The 15229-nt window shown below is 40.9% G+C and carries 13 protein-coding genes; 4 read left to right on the top strand and 9 right to left on the bottom strand.

Features of this window, described 5'->3' with window-relative positions; translation table 11 throughout:
• Positions 1 to 20: 20 nt before the first annotated feature.
• Positions 21 to 1805, bottom strand: coding sequence for an iron uptake porin (locus tag IQ276_RS08695; protein ID WP_193916099.1), 1785 nt, complete (start codon positions 1803 to 1805; stop codon positions 21 to 23).
• Between the two features lie 133 nt (positions 1806 to 1938).
• Here IQ276_RS08695 and IQ276_RS40145 point away from each other — a divergent pair, with 133 nt between their 5' ends.
• Positions 1939 to 2061 carry a hypothetical protein gene (locus IQ276_RS40145; protein ID WP_255264316.1) on the top strand — a complete coding sequence of 41 codons (123 nt, stop codon included), beginning with the start codon at positions 1939 to 1941 and terminating at the stop codon, positions 2059 to 2061.
• 921 nt (positions 2062 to 2982) lie between these two features.
• On the opposite strand, the gene IQ276_RS41250 is transcribed toward IQ276_RS40145, so the two are convergent.
• From IQ276_RS41250 to kdpA, 7 genes are all read right to left on the bottom strand, one after another.
• A complete protein-coding gene (locus tag IQ276_RS41250) occupies positions 2983 to 3051 on the bottom strand; it encodes a hypothetical protein (RefSeq protein WP_444880226.1) in 69 nt (22 codons plus the stop codon).
• Between the two features lie 140 nt (positions 3052 to 3191).
• On the bottom strand, positions 3192 to 3593 hold the full coding sequence (locus tag IQ276_RS08680; protein WP_193916101.1) for a hypothetical protein: 402 nt from the start codon (positions 3591 to 3593) through the stop codon (positions 3192 to 3194).
• A gap of 60 nt (positions 3594 to 3653) precedes the next feature.
• Positions 3654 to 3986 carry a TrkA C-terminal domain-containing protein gene (locus tag IQ276_RS08675; RefSeq protein WP_193916103.1) on the bottom strand — a complete coding sequence of 111 codons (333 nt, stop codon included), beginning with the start codon at positions 3984 to 3986 and terminating at the stop codon, positions 3654 to 3656.
• 423 nt (positions 3987 to 4409) lie between these two features.
• The gene (kdpC, locus tag IQ276_RS08670) at positions 4410 to 5048 is read right to left on the bottom strand and encodes a K(+)-transporting ATPase subunit C (protein ID WP_193916105.1); all 639 of its coding nucleotides are present in this window, start codon (positions 5046 to 5048) and stop codon (positions 4410 to 4412) included.
• Entirely contained in the window at positions 5048 to 5317 is a 270-nt protein-coding gene (locus tag IQ276_RS08665) for a potassium-transporting ATPase subunit F (protein WP_193916107.1), read from the bottom strand. Before IQ276_RS08665 ends, kdpC begins: the two co-directional genes overlap by 1 nt.
• Positions 5318 to 5515: 198 nt before the next feature.
• Positions 5516 to 7657, bottom strand: coding sequence for a potassium-transporting ATPase subunit KdpB (gene kdpB, locus IQ276_RS08660; RefSeq protein WP_193916109.1), 2142 nt, complete (start codon positions 7655 to 7657; stop codon positions 5516 to 5518).
• Positions 7658 to 7987: 330 nt separating this feature from the next.
• Entirely contained in the window at positions 7988 to 9733 is a 1746-nt protein-coding gene (gene kdpA, locus IQ276_RS08655) for a potassium-transporting ATPase subunit KdpA (RefSeq protein WP_193918488.1), read from the bottom strand.
• A 533-nt stretch (positions 9734 to 10266) separates the two neighbouring features.
• Between kdpA and IQ276_RS08650 the strand changes: the two genes are divergently transcribed.
• On the top strand, positions 10267 to 11697 hold the full coding sequence (locus tag IQ276_RS08650; protein WP_193918490.1) for a serine hydrolase: 1431 nt from the start codon (positions 10267 to 10269) through the stop codon (positions 11695 to 11697).
• Positions 11698 to 11732: 35 nt separating this feature from the next.
• Here IQ276_RS08650 and IQ276_RS08645 read toward each other — a convergent pair whose 3' ends face one another.
• Positions 11733 to 11939: a hypothetical protein gene (locus tag IQ276_RS08645; RefSeq protein WP_193918492.1), complete on the bottom strand. Its 207-nt coding sequence runs from the start codon at positions 11937 to 11939 to the stop codon at positions 11733 to 11735.
• Positions 11940 to 12105: 166 nt separating this feature from the next.
• Here IQ276_RS08645 and IQ276_RS08640 point away from each other — a divergent pair, with 166 nt between their 5' ends.
• Together IQ276_RS08640 and IQ276_RS08635 are read left to right on the top strand one after the other, a co-directional pair.
• Positions 12106 to 14112, top strand: a complete 2007-nt coding sequence (locus IQ276_RS08640; RefSeq protein WP_193918495.1) for an NACHT domain-containing protein — start codon at positions 12106 to 12108, stop codon at positions 14110 to 14112.
• Positions 14113 to 14132: 20 nt separating this feature from the next.
• Positions 14133 to 15152 carry a HEAT repeat domain-containing protein gene (locus IQ276_RS08635; protein ID WP_193918497.1) on the top strand — a complete coding sequence of 340 codons (1020 nt, stop codon included), beginning with the start codon at positions 14133 to 14135 and terminating at the stop codon, positions 15150 to 15152.
• The last annotated feature ends 77 nt before the right edge of the window (positions 15153 to 15229 follow it).

Below are 15229 nucleotides of genomic sequence, written 5' to 3'. Positions count from 1 at the left end.
TCTAATGTTTTGCTAAATTTTTAGAACGTGAAAGTTGTTCTTAGAGTACCGATGATTGCATCATCGTTACCACTGTTTTGGCCAGGAGAAGTCAACCAAATCACGCCAGGGGTGATTGAGATGTTATCTGACACGCGATATTTATAGAAGCCTTCAAAGTGATAAGGTACATCATTGCCAGTACCAGCAAACTGTCCTCCTCGGTTACGGGAATAAGGTTCCGCACCGGCAAAAATGCCCAATACGTTACCTTTTTTACCGAAGTCAGGCAAGGCTATCCCAAGACCGTAACTCCAAGCTTCAAAATCATCACCTACACCGAAGCCTGTGACATCATGGTAAGAAATGAAGCCACTAACTGACAGTTTGTCACTGGGTCTGAAGGCTGCCGATATACCGTAAGAATTACTGGAACCTGCGTTTATGAGGGTGTTAGCTTGACCAGTACCTACGACCGGGCTACCAGCATTTAAACCAAGACCTGCATCAAATAAACCAGTGCTTCCAGCACCATGATAACCGTGAACGTAGGTGGCAGCGATCGCTATGCTATCCCCAACACTAAAGTTCAACTGTCCTAAAGCAGCATAGTTGCCCTCGAATAAACCTTGATTTACTCCAGGATTACTAGCATTTGACGCCAAATAACCTACGGTCAGTGAACTTGGTTTGAAAATGTTACCACCTTTACCAAAGGGTAAAGTAAATGCCGCACCTGCACCACCACCAATGCGATAGATGGGACTTTCAGAAGCAAAGGTAGACAACGCACCATTACCACCGTCATAATCCTCAAAGTAAGGGTTATTGGTAGCAACATAATCGCTGTGAATACCTCCGGTAGCCGCAATGTAAACTTGGGCTGGACCTATAGGTACGTAATACGCCAACCAGTCTATGTTGACACTGTTATTGGTGCTTCCACCGTTGAGTTGAAACGTTTGTGTGCCTTCAGCAGTATCGAGCAGATTATTCGCGCTGTCAAATTGACTAAAGGCTAGTGCATTACCAGCCGCCAGACGGGTGTGTAGCACATCTTTACCCGTGAAGCTGGTTTGCAAGTCTAAACGTACCCTATCTTGGAAGACAGTATTGTTAGCATCGCCAGTGTTACCGCCAAATATATCAGTAACGGCAAAAATAGCTTCACCCACCAATTTTGTGGTAGTGGAAAACTGATTTGCTTCTAATTCAGCAGTACGTGCTTCTAAAGCGTCTACTCGACCACGCAGAGTTGCCAGTTCTGCCGAAAATTCTTCTTGCAAACGCTGGAGGGTCGCCAAATCCTGTTTTGTCACTAAGTCAGCAGTTGCTGTGGCAATCAGTTCATTAACCCTATCCAAACAAGCATTCAAACCTGCGGCAAATTCATAACGGGTTAGTGCCCGGTTGCCACGGTAAGTAGAGTTGGGGTATCCTGCAATACAGCCGTAGCGCTCAACCAGGGATTGCAAAGCTTGGAATGCCCAATCAGTCGGCTGTACGTCAGAAAACTGAGAAACTGATGTAACTTGAGACAGTGAATTCTGCTTCTTACCTTCGCTGCTGTAGCGGTTAACTTGTTCTAGGATTTTATTATCATCAGTCTTAGCTTGGGCAACCAAAAATTTATCGGCAGTTGGTTGCTGTGTTTGCATTGATAGTGAAGCGCCAATAGCTTCTGGTGCTTCCGTCTGAATAGCTTTTGCCTTTGCATCTTCAGAAGAGCTTGCTATTTCAGTAGCTATAGCCCTAGCGGAAACCAATACCGTCACTCCCAAAACTACTGGACTTAGTACCAGAGTTTTCCACAATAAATGAGACATTTTTTTATTTTCCTTTCCCAAAAAAGACCCAAAATCAGTGGGTTCAAGAAAAAGAGAATAAGCAATTATTCTACTTGTTGAAAATCTTATCAGATTGTAGCGACCTCAGCTATGTCTCACAGAATTTTTACCGATGAAGAATCGTAAAGTGTTGCAAATGGCTTCTTTGCCAAATCAAGGGTTGTCAGCATTCAGCACCCAGAAGTCAGAATCTAGTTATGATTGGTTGCAAGGATTCATCATCATGTTCTCCTAAATTCTGACTCCTGAATTCTCAAAAAGTCTTTATCCTGCTATTTCGCTAGCTTTTGACCCATTTCTAGACTTTACCTTCTTATTTTTGACCCTGATTTGCGGTAGGTCTTTTTTATCTTTGTAAAAGTAACAGATTTCTACCAGAGTCGGCCATATTTCTAGAGAGCCATGAAATTGGCTAATAACATCGTCGATAATTCTGGAAACGTTTTGCTGAAAAAAGTCGGGTTCAAACCCATAAAACACTCTCGACAAGTTCGCCGCAAACAACTGAAGGGACTGCTTACGTTCTTCATTTTGGGTAGATGCTGAGGCTTTCAGTACCTGAGTGTGGATGGCAGAAATTTTTTGCAGAATTTCCTCAGAGTCTTGTAAGGTAACCTCGCCAGAGTAATCAAACTTGATTCCCAGGTCATCAAGATGGTAAACACTTTGCTTAATTTTCCTTTTCAGCAAGCTACATATTTCTTCATTAAAGAGTTCACTAGCCAAAGGATTACGCATGTAGTTATTTCTAATGTGGTTTTGGACAGCATCAACATGTGCAGCCACAATGCCTTCTTGCTGTATCCAAAGCCTGTAAATATAATCTTCAAATCTCAGGCGAGTTGGGAAAAAGGGTGGTAACCCTAACTGGTTGTCATATCCAGCGACTCCACAATCCATTCTCCAGTTTTTGTTAGTAATAACAGGTCTAAAATTAGTGAGAATATAAAAATCATTCAGGTCATTTGGACTAATTTGGTTTTCATCATTGAGATACATATGAACGAAATCAAGTGTATCAATATCGTTAGTTCCGGTGCGAAAAGTTTGGGCAATTTTGACGATCGCATTATTCAATACTCTACCCTGTTGCAATAAAAGGCTGTTTTCCCGAAAGTAACCCTTGGTGGTGTTGGTTTCTAAATCAATCGCTGTATCAACAACCAATTCCCAGTTTGTATTTACTGGCTTTAAAATGTTGCCAGAGTGCATCAATTTCCCTCAAAGCTTCTTCAGGAGATAGTTTTCCACTAGTTTATAAACTGCTGATGTAGCCAAATTTTTGAGCGAATTATTGCAGATTTGCATTAAATATTAGGTTCTCTAGGGATTCATAAATCTGAATTCAAGCTAAATCAAACAACTCTACTGAGATTTGTAGTCAGAGCAATTGAGGGCTTCTTTGGTTAGAGCAATGGAAGGATGCACTGCACACTTCAGATAATAATTATTGTGAAAAAATTGACACTTTTTACAGGGATGTTGCTGTACATTTTTGATACTTACTATTTCGTCTTTATCTTGTGTTAAATTTTGTTGGGGATCTTCTAATCCTTTGCAGAAACATGAAACAATATAAACCACAACTCCCCAAACAATCATGAAGGCAACGTGAGCCAAAAACACTGCTACAAAGGGAACATCTCCGTCCCGTGATTTTGTGGTTTCATTATGTGTTATTTCAGTGGATTTAACTTCAATCAAGGTAGACTGATTAACACTCTTTTGAGCCAATAAATAAAGTATCAAAAGCTCCGAAGTATGCATATTCAAAGCCTTTAGTTAGTCGAACTCAGGTTAAACATCTTTAGAAACCTAATGGTTTGCTTACTTTCCATCCCAGGTTTTGTAAGAGATTTGCTTTGGTCGAGCTTCCAATAAGCAATTGTTGAGGGAATAGTAAAGAGAATGAATTTTTTTGAGAGTGACTTTAAGAGCGGGAACCATCATCGGATGAGTTGCGATCGCTAAGATGTAATCTCCAGCACAAATAATAGGATTATCTGTTGCTGAAAGGACTTGACTTTCTCTTAAGATTCCCAAAAAAGCACATCGTTCCGGTAACTGAATTTCAGTTAAATGAATGCCGCAGTAAATACTATTTGCTTGGATTAAAACACCAAAGAGGCTTGGTTCTAAAGCTTTGTTATTTTTTAACACAAAACATTTGTATTTAACTCTAATAATATTGTCCAATATTTTACAGAAAATAATATTTATCTTTGATATATTTTCAACACCTAAAAATATGTTTATTCCAGCATATATTTAGAGATATATTTTTATATTTCTGGTTTATTAGGATTTATACCTTGACAGTAAATACCAAATATAAATCATTTGAAAACCTACATTGTTTTCAGGGTTTAGCATTGCTAAACCCCTACATTACAGGTCTATTTTCCATCAAATTATTATTTCGTAAACAACAAAATCCCCGACTTACAGCAGATTGCAACTTGGTCAGACACAGATAATCGTAGGGGCACAACATGTTGTGCCCCTACCCGTGTACTTCATTTACCTGAAATATGCTGTATTTAATCAGAACTTAAAAAGCTCTTTTAGGCACTTCTCATAGTTTTATGCCTTGATTTTATCTAGAGCTAAATTCAACTTCAAAACATTAACTCCAGCCTCACCAAAGATGCCGAGAAAGCGACCATCGGTGTTTTGAGCAATTAAAGTGTCGAGTTGGTTCGGCTCAATTCCCCGCGCCTTGGCTACTCGTGGAATTTGGGCTTTGGCGGCTTCGGGGGTAATGTGGGGGTCAAGGCTGGAACCAGAGGTGTAGACTAGATCCGCAGTCGGCTGGACGCCTGCTGTTTTCAGACGATTGAAGTCACCTTCAACTTTTTTGCTGGGGTCTGGGTCATCTTTACCTTTGATGCGTTCTAGTAATGCGGTATTACTGGGAGCTAAGTTACTAGCACCGGAAACTCCGGTTTGCAAAACTCCGGCATCATCTTTTTTGGGGTCGGCTGTGCTGTAGCTAGTGGTACTGGGACGGCTGTTAAAATAGCGATCGCTACTAAAAGGTTGACCAATCAACGCAGAACCCACAACTTGACCTGTGCTATTTGTCAGTAGACTACCATTGGCTTGAAAGGGAAACACAATCTGCCCAATGGCAATCATCAAAAAAGGATAAATAATTGCTGCTATTACCCAGAGTACCAAGGTAGAACGAACAGCTCTACCGGCTTCGCGTGCAAAACTCATTAGAATTTCTCCGGTACAAACATTACAAAAAATAAATAAATAGAAAGTCCTACTGTTACCAGTCCTAGCAGTCCCACTCCCCAAGCTTGACTGCGGGAAAGTTGTTCGCTTGTGGCTGCATAAACTACAGGTGCAACTACTAAGTTGAAGCACATCGCTAGGAATAAATACAGTGGCAGTTTTTGTCTACGCCATTGACACCAAATTTCAGTTATTGCTTCAGATAGTTGGGATATGGGGATGGTTGGTCGAATATGAACGGGTTTCATAAGTAAATTTAGGCGTTTTCAAGAACAGGACTTTGAAAAAACGAACCACAAAGGACGCAAAGGACACAAAGAAATAAAAGTTTCAGAGAGTTTTTGCCTAAGTCCTAGAGAAATAAATTATCTAAGAAAACGAACCGCAGAGGGCACGGAGAGATTAAGAAGAGAGGGGATTTTTGGATGTTTTTTAATTTGGAAGTTCTAAGACAAGGGTAAGATTATATCTATCAGTTTGATGGCAATGAAGGGAGCAATGATACCACCAACGCCATAGATAAAGATGTTACGGCGTAGTAATTGATCTGCCGAAAGAGGCAAGAATTTTACTCCTTTAAGTGCTAGGGGAATTAGTGCCGGAATAATCAAGGCGTTGTAAATTAGCGCCGAGACGATCGCAGATTGAGCGCTTTTGAGTGCCATGATATTAAGTGCGCCGATTCCAGCCGCAGCAAAGATTGTCGGAATGATGGCAAAATACTTGGCGATATCGTTGGCGATGGAGAATGTTGTTAATGCTCCACGGGTAATGAGCAGCTGTTTACCAATTGTTACTAAGTCAATCAACTTGGTGGGGTCTGAGTCTAAGTCCACCATGTTAGCAGCTTCTTTGGCAGCTTGCGTCCCAGAGTTCATTGCCACACCCACGTTTGCTTGAGCTAAGGCGGGTGCATCGTTGGTGCCATCCCCAGTCATTGCCACCAGTTTACCCTGGGATTGTTCGGAGCGAATCACCTCGATTTTGTCTTCTGGAGTCGCTTCGGCAATGAAATCATCAACTCCGGCTTCCTGAGCAATCACTGAAGCGGTAATTCGATTATCGCCTGTGAGCATGACGGTGCGGACACCCATACGGCGCAGTTGGTCAAATCGTTCCCGCAAACCAGGTTTGACAATATCTTTGAGGTAAATCACACCATAAATTTTGTCATCCTGGCAAACAGCTAAGGGTGTACCCCCTAACCGGGAAACTCGCTCATAAGCTGCATCTATATCATCGGGAACGTAACCGCCACGAGAACGGACAAATCCTTTAATGGCATCCACCGCACCTTTACGAACTTCTTTGCCATCAGGTAGATTTGTACCACTCATCCGGGTTTTGGCGGAAAATTCCACACCTTCGGCTTTATCGATATTGAAATCTACCGCAATTTGGGACTTTTCTGCTAATGCCACAATTGACTTGCCCTCCGGCGTATCATCAAATAAGCTAGCAGCTAAGGAAACTCGCGCCACATCTTTTAGTGAATGATTATCCAGGGGAATAAACTCATCAGCCATACGGTTCCCCAAGGTGATTGTCCCTGTTTTATCTAGCACCAGAGTGTTGATGTCGCCGCAAGCTTCTACTGCTCTACCAGAGGTCGCAATGACGTTAAATTGAGCAACTCTGTCCATACCAGCGATACCGATCGCACTGAGTAAACCACCAATAGTTGTGGGAATCAAAGCTACCAGTAACGATATTAAAATCGCAACGCTAGCACCCGCACGCAAACTGTTTGCTGCTTCAGCCCCAAATACGGTGCTGATAAAATTGGCGATGTAGTTGACAAATGGTGGCATCGTCGCCACTACAATTAAAAACACCTGTGTCAGCACTGCTAACAATACCGTCAAGGCAATCTCGTTGGGAGTCTTGGTGCGTTGTGCCCCTTCTACTAAGGCAATCATCCGGTCAATAAAGCCTTGTCCAGGATCGGCGCTAATGCGAATCGTCAATTCATCGGAGAGTAGGCGTGTACCTCCTGTTACCGAACTGGCAATATCTGTACCTGGTTGCTTCAATACAGGCGCAGATTCCCCAGTAATCGCAGACTCATCTACTGAACCAATGCCTTTAATGACATCCCCATCGGCGGGAATCATATTGTTTGCAATCACTTTGACTAAATCACCCCGCCGCAGTTCCGTAGAATTGACTTGTACTATGGAACCATCGGGGAGGATTTTATTAGCGATCGTATCCGATCGCGTGGTTCTGAGTGAATCAGCCTGAGCTTTCCCTCGTCCTTCAGCCACAGCTTCGGCAAAGTTAGCAAAAACCAGTGTGAAAAACAGAATAAAGGTAATCAACCCATTTAACAAGCGTTGTTGGTTGACATCTGCCTGAATTGTGCCAAACAAATTTGGGTTTAGGGTTACTAGAAAGGTGACAATTGTTCCCACCCAAACAACAAACATCACTGGATTTCTGACAGTAATTCGCGGATCGAGCTTGACAAATGACTCACGAATTGCTCTTTGGTAAAGTCCCCGCATATCTGCCTTGGGGGTGTGCTTACGCGAGTCACGAGTTCCATGAGGAACACGGGGTGAAGGAGAATTAGTAGTAATTGGCATAGATTAAATTATGGAAATGGGGAATGGGGCATTGGGCATGGGGCATTGGGCATCGGGCATAAGTCTTTGAGGTGGATTAATGGAGTTCTGAGGTGGATTAATGAGTATCAAAGACTCATTAATGGAGTTCTGAGGTGGATTAACGAGTATCAAAGACTCATTAATGGAGTTCTGAGGTGGATTAACGAGTATCAAAGACTCATTAATGGAGTTCTGAGGTGGATTAACGAGTATCAAAGATGGATAAACGAGTTTCTATAATGTTTTTCTACTCCCTCATCCCCCTCATCTCCCTCATCCCCCCACTCCCCACTCCCCACTCCCCACTCCCTACCCAATACCCTTTGCGATAAAAAAGGCTTCACCAATGGGACCTAATGCAAGTACTGGGAAGAACGTAAGTGCGCCTAGAATTAAAATCACGCCTGCGGTAACACCTGTAAATAATCCGGTATCGGTTCGCAATGTCCCAGTGGTGTAGGGAACAGCTTGCTTACGAGAAATACTATCTGCTAAGAACAGTAAACCCAGTATGGGAATATAACGTCCTGCTAGTAAACTGAAGCAGGTACTTAGATTCCACCACAAGGCGGTTAAAGTTGGTTGTGTGCCTGTAGCGATCGCTAATGGTGAAGGTTGAGAATCGCCCAAGCCTTCAAACCCAGAACCGTTGTTAGCAGCAGCGGAGGCGTATTCATAAATCACTTGAGCAAAACCGTGGAAGCCGGGATTGCTAATTCCTGATAATTGATCAGGAAATGCTAAGGCGATACCTGCGGGAATCATAATAGCGATCGGGTGAACTAGCAAAATCAAGAAACTAGCCAGCACAACTTCCCGCTTCTCAATTTTGCGTCCGAGAAATTCTGGTGTGCGTCCCACCATTAGCCCTGTGGCGAACACAGCCAGAATCAAGTAAGCAAACAGGTAAGCCGTTCCAGTACCCTGTCCACCCCAGATAATTTGCAGGAACATGTTGGAAAGGGTAATAAAACCGCCGTTGGGCATGAAGGAGTCGTGTAAACTGTTGACTGCACCGCACATGGTGCCAGTTGTACTTACTGCGAATAGCACAGATTGTGCCCAACCAAACCGGACTTCTTTACCTTCCAAATTCGGTTGCTGACTTCCCAGCACAGCATTTACAGCCGGATTACCGTTGTATTCGCCAATGGCGGTAACGATAATAAATACTACATAAAGCACACCCACCATGCCGTAGACTAACCAAGCTTGCTTAGTGTTGTTAGCAAACAAGCCATAGGTGTAGATAAAGGAAGTGGGAATCGAAAGCATGGCGACAATTTGAATTAAATTAGAAAATCCGCTGGGATTTTCAAAGGGGTGTGCCGAGTTGATGGCAAAAAAGCCGCCGCCGTTTTCCCCTAATTGCTTGATGATTTCAAAATGGGCAACGGGACCGCGAGCGATCGCCTGACTAATGTTAGGATCTTCCAAAGTGGGAAACACCGCTACACCCGCCAGTGTTTCTGGCACACCAGCCGCCATCAAGACAATCCCGCCGACAATACAAATAGGCAGCAAAATTCGCGTAATCGAGCGAATTAAGTCTACATAAAAGTTGCCCAACGGTCTACCAGTTAAACCCCGAATAAAGGCAATTCCCACAGCCAAACCAGTCGCCGCTGAGGTGAACATGTGATAACCAAGTCCCCACATTTGACTGGCATAACTCATGTAAGTTTCACCAGAATAATGCTGCTGGTTGGTGTTAGTAATAAAAGAAATAGTAGTATGCAGCGCTGTATCCCAAGTTGGGGCATTTATTTTGTTTGGGTTTAATGGTAACCATCCTTGATTCATGATAATCAAGAAAATCAGCAACCCCATTGCGACATTGCTATACAAGATTGCTCGCCCATACTGCCAACCCGTCATATTTTCTTTGGTTTTAACCCCAACCAAGGAATAAAGCACTCGCTCAACCGGATTTAAAATTGGGTCGAGAAAAGTGCTTTGTTCTAAGTAGATCCGCGCCATATAGCGCCCAAAAAATGGAGTAATTGCTACTACAATTAGTAGCGTTAATATAATTTGAATCCATCCTTGTAGCATTGGATTAGTCGAACTCCGACATGAATTAGGTGGAAATGATTATTAGATATGTTTCTGTCAACAACCAAAAGATACAGAATTAGTTACTGGTTTATGAATATGTGCTTTTCAAGTCAATCATGAAGCTTTTGGTTAAGGAAAACAAGGTATAAATTAATATTTAAACTTGGATATATGAGTGATATAGTTTTGCAGAAATATAAACTTGTAGAGTGTTTAGTTTGATATATACCTGCAAATATAGAAATCCTACATCATTCGTGAAAAGCTAAGTACCTGCCTTTTTTGAGAGTTAATCGGCCACTAGACCACTTTCCACGAGATAATAACAAAACCTTGTGAGATGAAAGAAAAATATGCTCCGATCGCATGTACTCAAAGCTGAGGCACCAAGTACAATGGAGATGCTAAGGGCGATCGTAAATATGCTATGAGGTTGTAACATCAACTTGGTATGGTACAAAACAAAGTATTGAATGTTAAGAAAAATGAAATTGAATATGCTTTTTGATTGAGAGGTATGGAGAGTTACTATGCAAGGTATAACGGCATTTATCAACAAGACAATGCAAGAATGGAAAGTACCTGGGCTAGCGATCGCAGTCATTAAAGATAGCAAAATAATTTTTTGTGAAGGCTTTGGAAAGCGAGATGTAGAACAGAATTTAATTGTTACACCACAAACTCTTTTTGCCATTGGTTCTTGTACGAAAGCCTTTACCACAATGGCAATGAGTATCCTAGTAGAAAAAGGCTTATTAAACTGGGATAAACCTGTTAGAAATTATCTGCCTACTTTTAAACTTTATGACTCCTATGCAACCGAACATATCACACCCCGTGACCTAGTGACTCATCGTTCTGGCTTACCTCGTCACGATGCTGTGTGGTATAAAACTCCCTTCAGCCGTCAAGAAATAATTGAGCGCTTACAATATCTCGAACCCACTCACGAATTGCGTACTATTTTTCAGTATCAAAATTTGATGTACACAGCGGCGGGGTATTTGGTTGGTGAAATTGCACAAAGTAATTGGGAAGATTTTGTGCAACAGGAAATTTTTAATCCTTTAGAAATGAGAGACAGTAATTTCTCTGTAGAGACATCCCAAAAAGCTAATGATTTTGCACTTCCTTATCAAGAAAAAGAAGACAAAATTGAGAGCATTTCCTTTTGTAACATCGATATTACTGGACCAGCAGGCTCAATCAATTCCAACGTTATTGATATGGCTAACTGGCTTTTACTCCAGCTTAACCAGGGTAAGTTTGGCGATAAACAAATTATCTCATCAAGTAATCTGAGTCAGATGCACTCTCCACAAATCGTGATGACTCAAACATTGGAATATAAAGAACTTTTTTATGAATTTTATGGTTTGGGATGGACGATTACCTCTTACAGAGGTCATAATTTAATTCAGCATGGCGGCAATATTGATGGATTTTCTGCGCGGACAACTTTGCTGCCTCAAGACAATATTGGTATAGTAGTTCTGACTAATTTGGATAAAAACCCAGTCATAAATACTGTGACTTATTATGTATGCGATCGCTTACTTGGTTTAAACGAAGTTCCTTGGAATGAACGAATGAAAGAAAAATATGCTCAAGCCAAAGAAACTACTGCAAAAGCCAAAGAACAAATCGCCTCAGCCTGTAAAACTGGCACTCAACCTTCTCATCCTCTAGAAGATTACACAGGTTATTTTGAGCATCCAGCATACGGAGTCTTATCAATTCAAATTAATGATAATTATTTACGAGCAACTTATAATTCAATTATTTATAAATTAGAACACTACCACTATGATATTTTTGTTAAATCTGAGTTGAGCGAACAACCAGAACTTATATCTTTCTTAACTGATACCAAAGGCAATATTACTAGCGTTACTTTTCCCCTAGAACCGACTGTAAAAGGGATTTTATTTACCCGGATACCTGAAACTAAATCTCCTTAATTCGGGTAGTGAAAAAACGAAACCCAACCTACGAATTACTGATTTTTGTTGACTGATTTTAGGGTTTTAATAAATCCAGCGATCGCACCAAGTACGATCGAGATGCTGAGAGCGATCGCAAATGGGCTAAAAGGTTGTTGTAGCAATACAGGTGTAACATCAACCTGGTATTGTGGATTTGTCGATTGGACAGATTTAATACTGTGTTGTGCTTGAAAAGCGGTTGTTTGGTTATTAAACATTTATTTTGACCTCATTCATCTCAATTGCTCTTGAGACAAAGGTAGTTTGACAACAAGGTGTTTCTCCAGAGCAAAACAGTGCAACTAAACTGAACCTTTCTGAACTAGTATCAACTACAGCTAAGTAGTACACTGTAACGAGTGATATCTGAGTAATCTACCATCTATGAGTAGAACGCCAAAATCTCGTAGTATCGCAGCAACCTCAGAAGGACTGGAAAAAGTTCGCCACAGAATGGCTGAACTTAAAAAGCCAGACGACGAAATCCTGAATAAGCGTGGTAAAAAGTCCTGGACTCAGGAATACTTAGCAAAAAAGTCTTTTGTAGACGATAGTACAGTTAAAAGATTTCTCAGAGGAGAGGCTGTAGATGAAAGTAGTTTGCGGTCTATTATTGATGCTCTGAGTCTAAATTGGAATGATGTTGTTGATGAAAGTTCATCAGCACAGACTATCAACTGGCACGAAGTGTGTAAAAGAATGCTGGAACCGCAGCGGCGGATAACCAGCAATTTCCTAATGCAAGATGAATGCGCCAGAAAAGACAAAGAACAAATTTATGTTCCTCTAGCGCTGGTGCAGCGGAAAAAACCAGATAAACGCGAAAAAGATAACTTTTTTCCAGATGCAGGAACACGGCTTTATGAACCCCAGTATGAAAGAGAGCAGCGATTTGAGCATAAAGCTTTCTTGAGTCAAATTTTAGAACGTGGCGAAGGTAAAACCAAAGGTAAGCAGATAGCCGTAATTGGGGAACCAGGTGCAGGAAAAACAACACTACTGCAAGCGATCGCTTTTTGGGTATTAGAGAAAGATTTAGGTTTACCAGTCTGGATTTCTCTGGCAGACTTGGGTCGAAATGGTACTTTAACAGATATTCAAACATATATATGTAATAGCTGGCTTGAGCAAGCAATTCCTGCAATACATCTAACTCAGGAAGTGCGCGAAGATTTTACAAACCAAATTCAGCAGGGACGAGTGTGGCTGCTGTTGGATGGCGCAGATGAAATGTCTGAAGCATCTCACCAGCCATTAGAGGAAATTTCCCGTCAGTTAACTGGATGGATAAGTTCATCACGAGTAGTGTTAACTTGTCGGCTGAATATTTGGCAAGCGGATGTCAACGCTCTAGAAACCTTTGAAACCTATCGCCTACTAGACTTTGACTATCCCCAACAAGTGCATCAGTTTATCGATAACTGGTTTGGGAACCTGAGTGAAAAAGGAGAACGGTTAAAAACAGAATTAGGCTCTCCTGAACGGTTGCGGTTACGAGACTTGGTGCAAACTCCCCTACGTTTAGCATTGTTGTGTGGTATCTGGCAAAGTGAGGAAGGGAATTTACCAGAAACAAAAGCGGGACTGTACCATCAGTGTATGCAGCAGTTCTACAGGTGGAAACAAAACCGTTTCCCCACCAGCAAAAAAGAGCAATGCGATTTAAATAAAGCTTTGGGACGTTTAGCACTGCGGGATATCAACGAAAGTGGTTCACGGTTCCGGCTGCGGGAAAGTTTTATCAGCGAAGAACTAGGTTATCCAGATGATAAAACTTCACTGTTTTACAAAGCATTGAAACTCGGCTGGCTAAATGATGTAGGTATTGCGGCTGAATCTCCCAGCAAAGAAAAAGTTTATGCTTTCTACCATGCCGCCTTTGAAGAGTATTTCGCATCGTTAGCTGTTGAGGATGATTGGCAATATTTTCTGAATCACGTTCCTGAAAACCCAGAACAGGGAACATATCGCATATTTGAACCTCAGTGGAAAGAAGTGATTTTGCTGTGGTTAGGGCAAGAGGATGTAAAAAAGCACCAAAAAGAAGAATTTCTCAAGGCGTTGGTAGAGTTTGAGGATGATTGCTGGAACTTTTATCACTATCGGGCATTTTTTTTAGCGGCTGCTGGAATAGCCGAGTTTAAAGATTGTAGTTATACAGATTGGATTGTGGAAAAGCTTGTTGAATATGCCATAGAAGATAATCCTGCCTCAAGAGTTGATGAAGTTGTTAATCAAGCAGCCTGGGATACCTTACAGGAAACCAACCGTTCAAAAGTTATTAAAATTTTGCTGAAAGAGTTTTTTAAGGAATTTTTAAATCATCGGTCTTTTTTAAACGATGTTGTTCGGACGAAAGTCTTTAATAAAATAGTACAAATTTCTATATAGCAATCCGATTTGATTTCTGAATGACTCGTAGAGGTAAGGGACTGGGGATTGGGGACTGGGGACTGGGAAGGAGGAATAAAGGTGTACTGAGTTTTGTTCAAAAATCAAATATGAGTCCTATAGGTAATACAGAAGCTATTGATGCGCTCACTAAATTAATTAATGATACTCTAGTTACTGAAATTTTTTTGTATGAAGACCTTAGAAATGAAGCAGCGTTTTTATTAGGTAACATTGGTTGTGATAACCAAGTAGCTATTGATTTCTTAAAACAGCAATATTTGAATAATTCCCTATGTGAATCAATACGTCTACAAGCTGCCTCATTTCTAAGCAAAATTAACCTATGTAACCAAGATGTGATTAAATTTTTCACAGATTTTATCAAGCAAAATAATGGTATTTATTGCTTCACAGCTGCCTGTTCACTACAGTTCATCAATCCATCTGACACCGTAGCTATTGATACACTTAATTATTTTTTAAATATTAGTAAAAGTGATGAATTACTTAATATTCCTCTTTTAGCTGCTTGTCTTTTAATAGATAATAATCCCAATCATACAGAAGCTATAAGAGTTTTAAGAGGTTTTTTATATCCTAATCATCACAAATCAGATCGATTACAAGCAGCTTCTTGCTTGGGAAAAGTACAGGAATTCAAACAAGAAGCTGTCGATGCTTTATATGATTTACTAGATGAATTAACGGATGATGAACAATTACAAACAGCCCAAGATAGATATTTTGCACAGGAAGTTTGCTGTAAGTTACATCAAATCCAGGTAATTACTTTAGAACCATCTCAAAACTTATATCAGGAAAATACATTTAGCAAGTTTAGCCAGGACTCAAAATTAAAGGGTTTTACAGACTTAAAAAACATGTTTGTATTTTTTAATAAGTATTCAAATAAAGATGAATTTAAAGAAATTAACTCCGTTATCTTGTGGCATTATGCTCAATCCCTGTCTTATCAAGACTTCTATTACGCTATTCATATTGAAAGTAATGAAGTTTTAAAAAAATTCAACCTGTGACATCGCCTCTCAACTCCAACCTAATATCAGTTTATCTGGAACACCAAAAACATTACCCCTCTCCGCCACCGGAAAGG

Source organism: Desmonostoc muscorum LEGE 12446, from assembly GCF_015207005.2.
GTDB lineage: Bacteria > Cyanobacteriota > Cyanobacteriia > Cyanobacteriales > Nostocaceae > Nostoc > Nostoc muscorum.
This window is presented reverse-complemented; position numbering and strand designations above follow the sequence as displayed.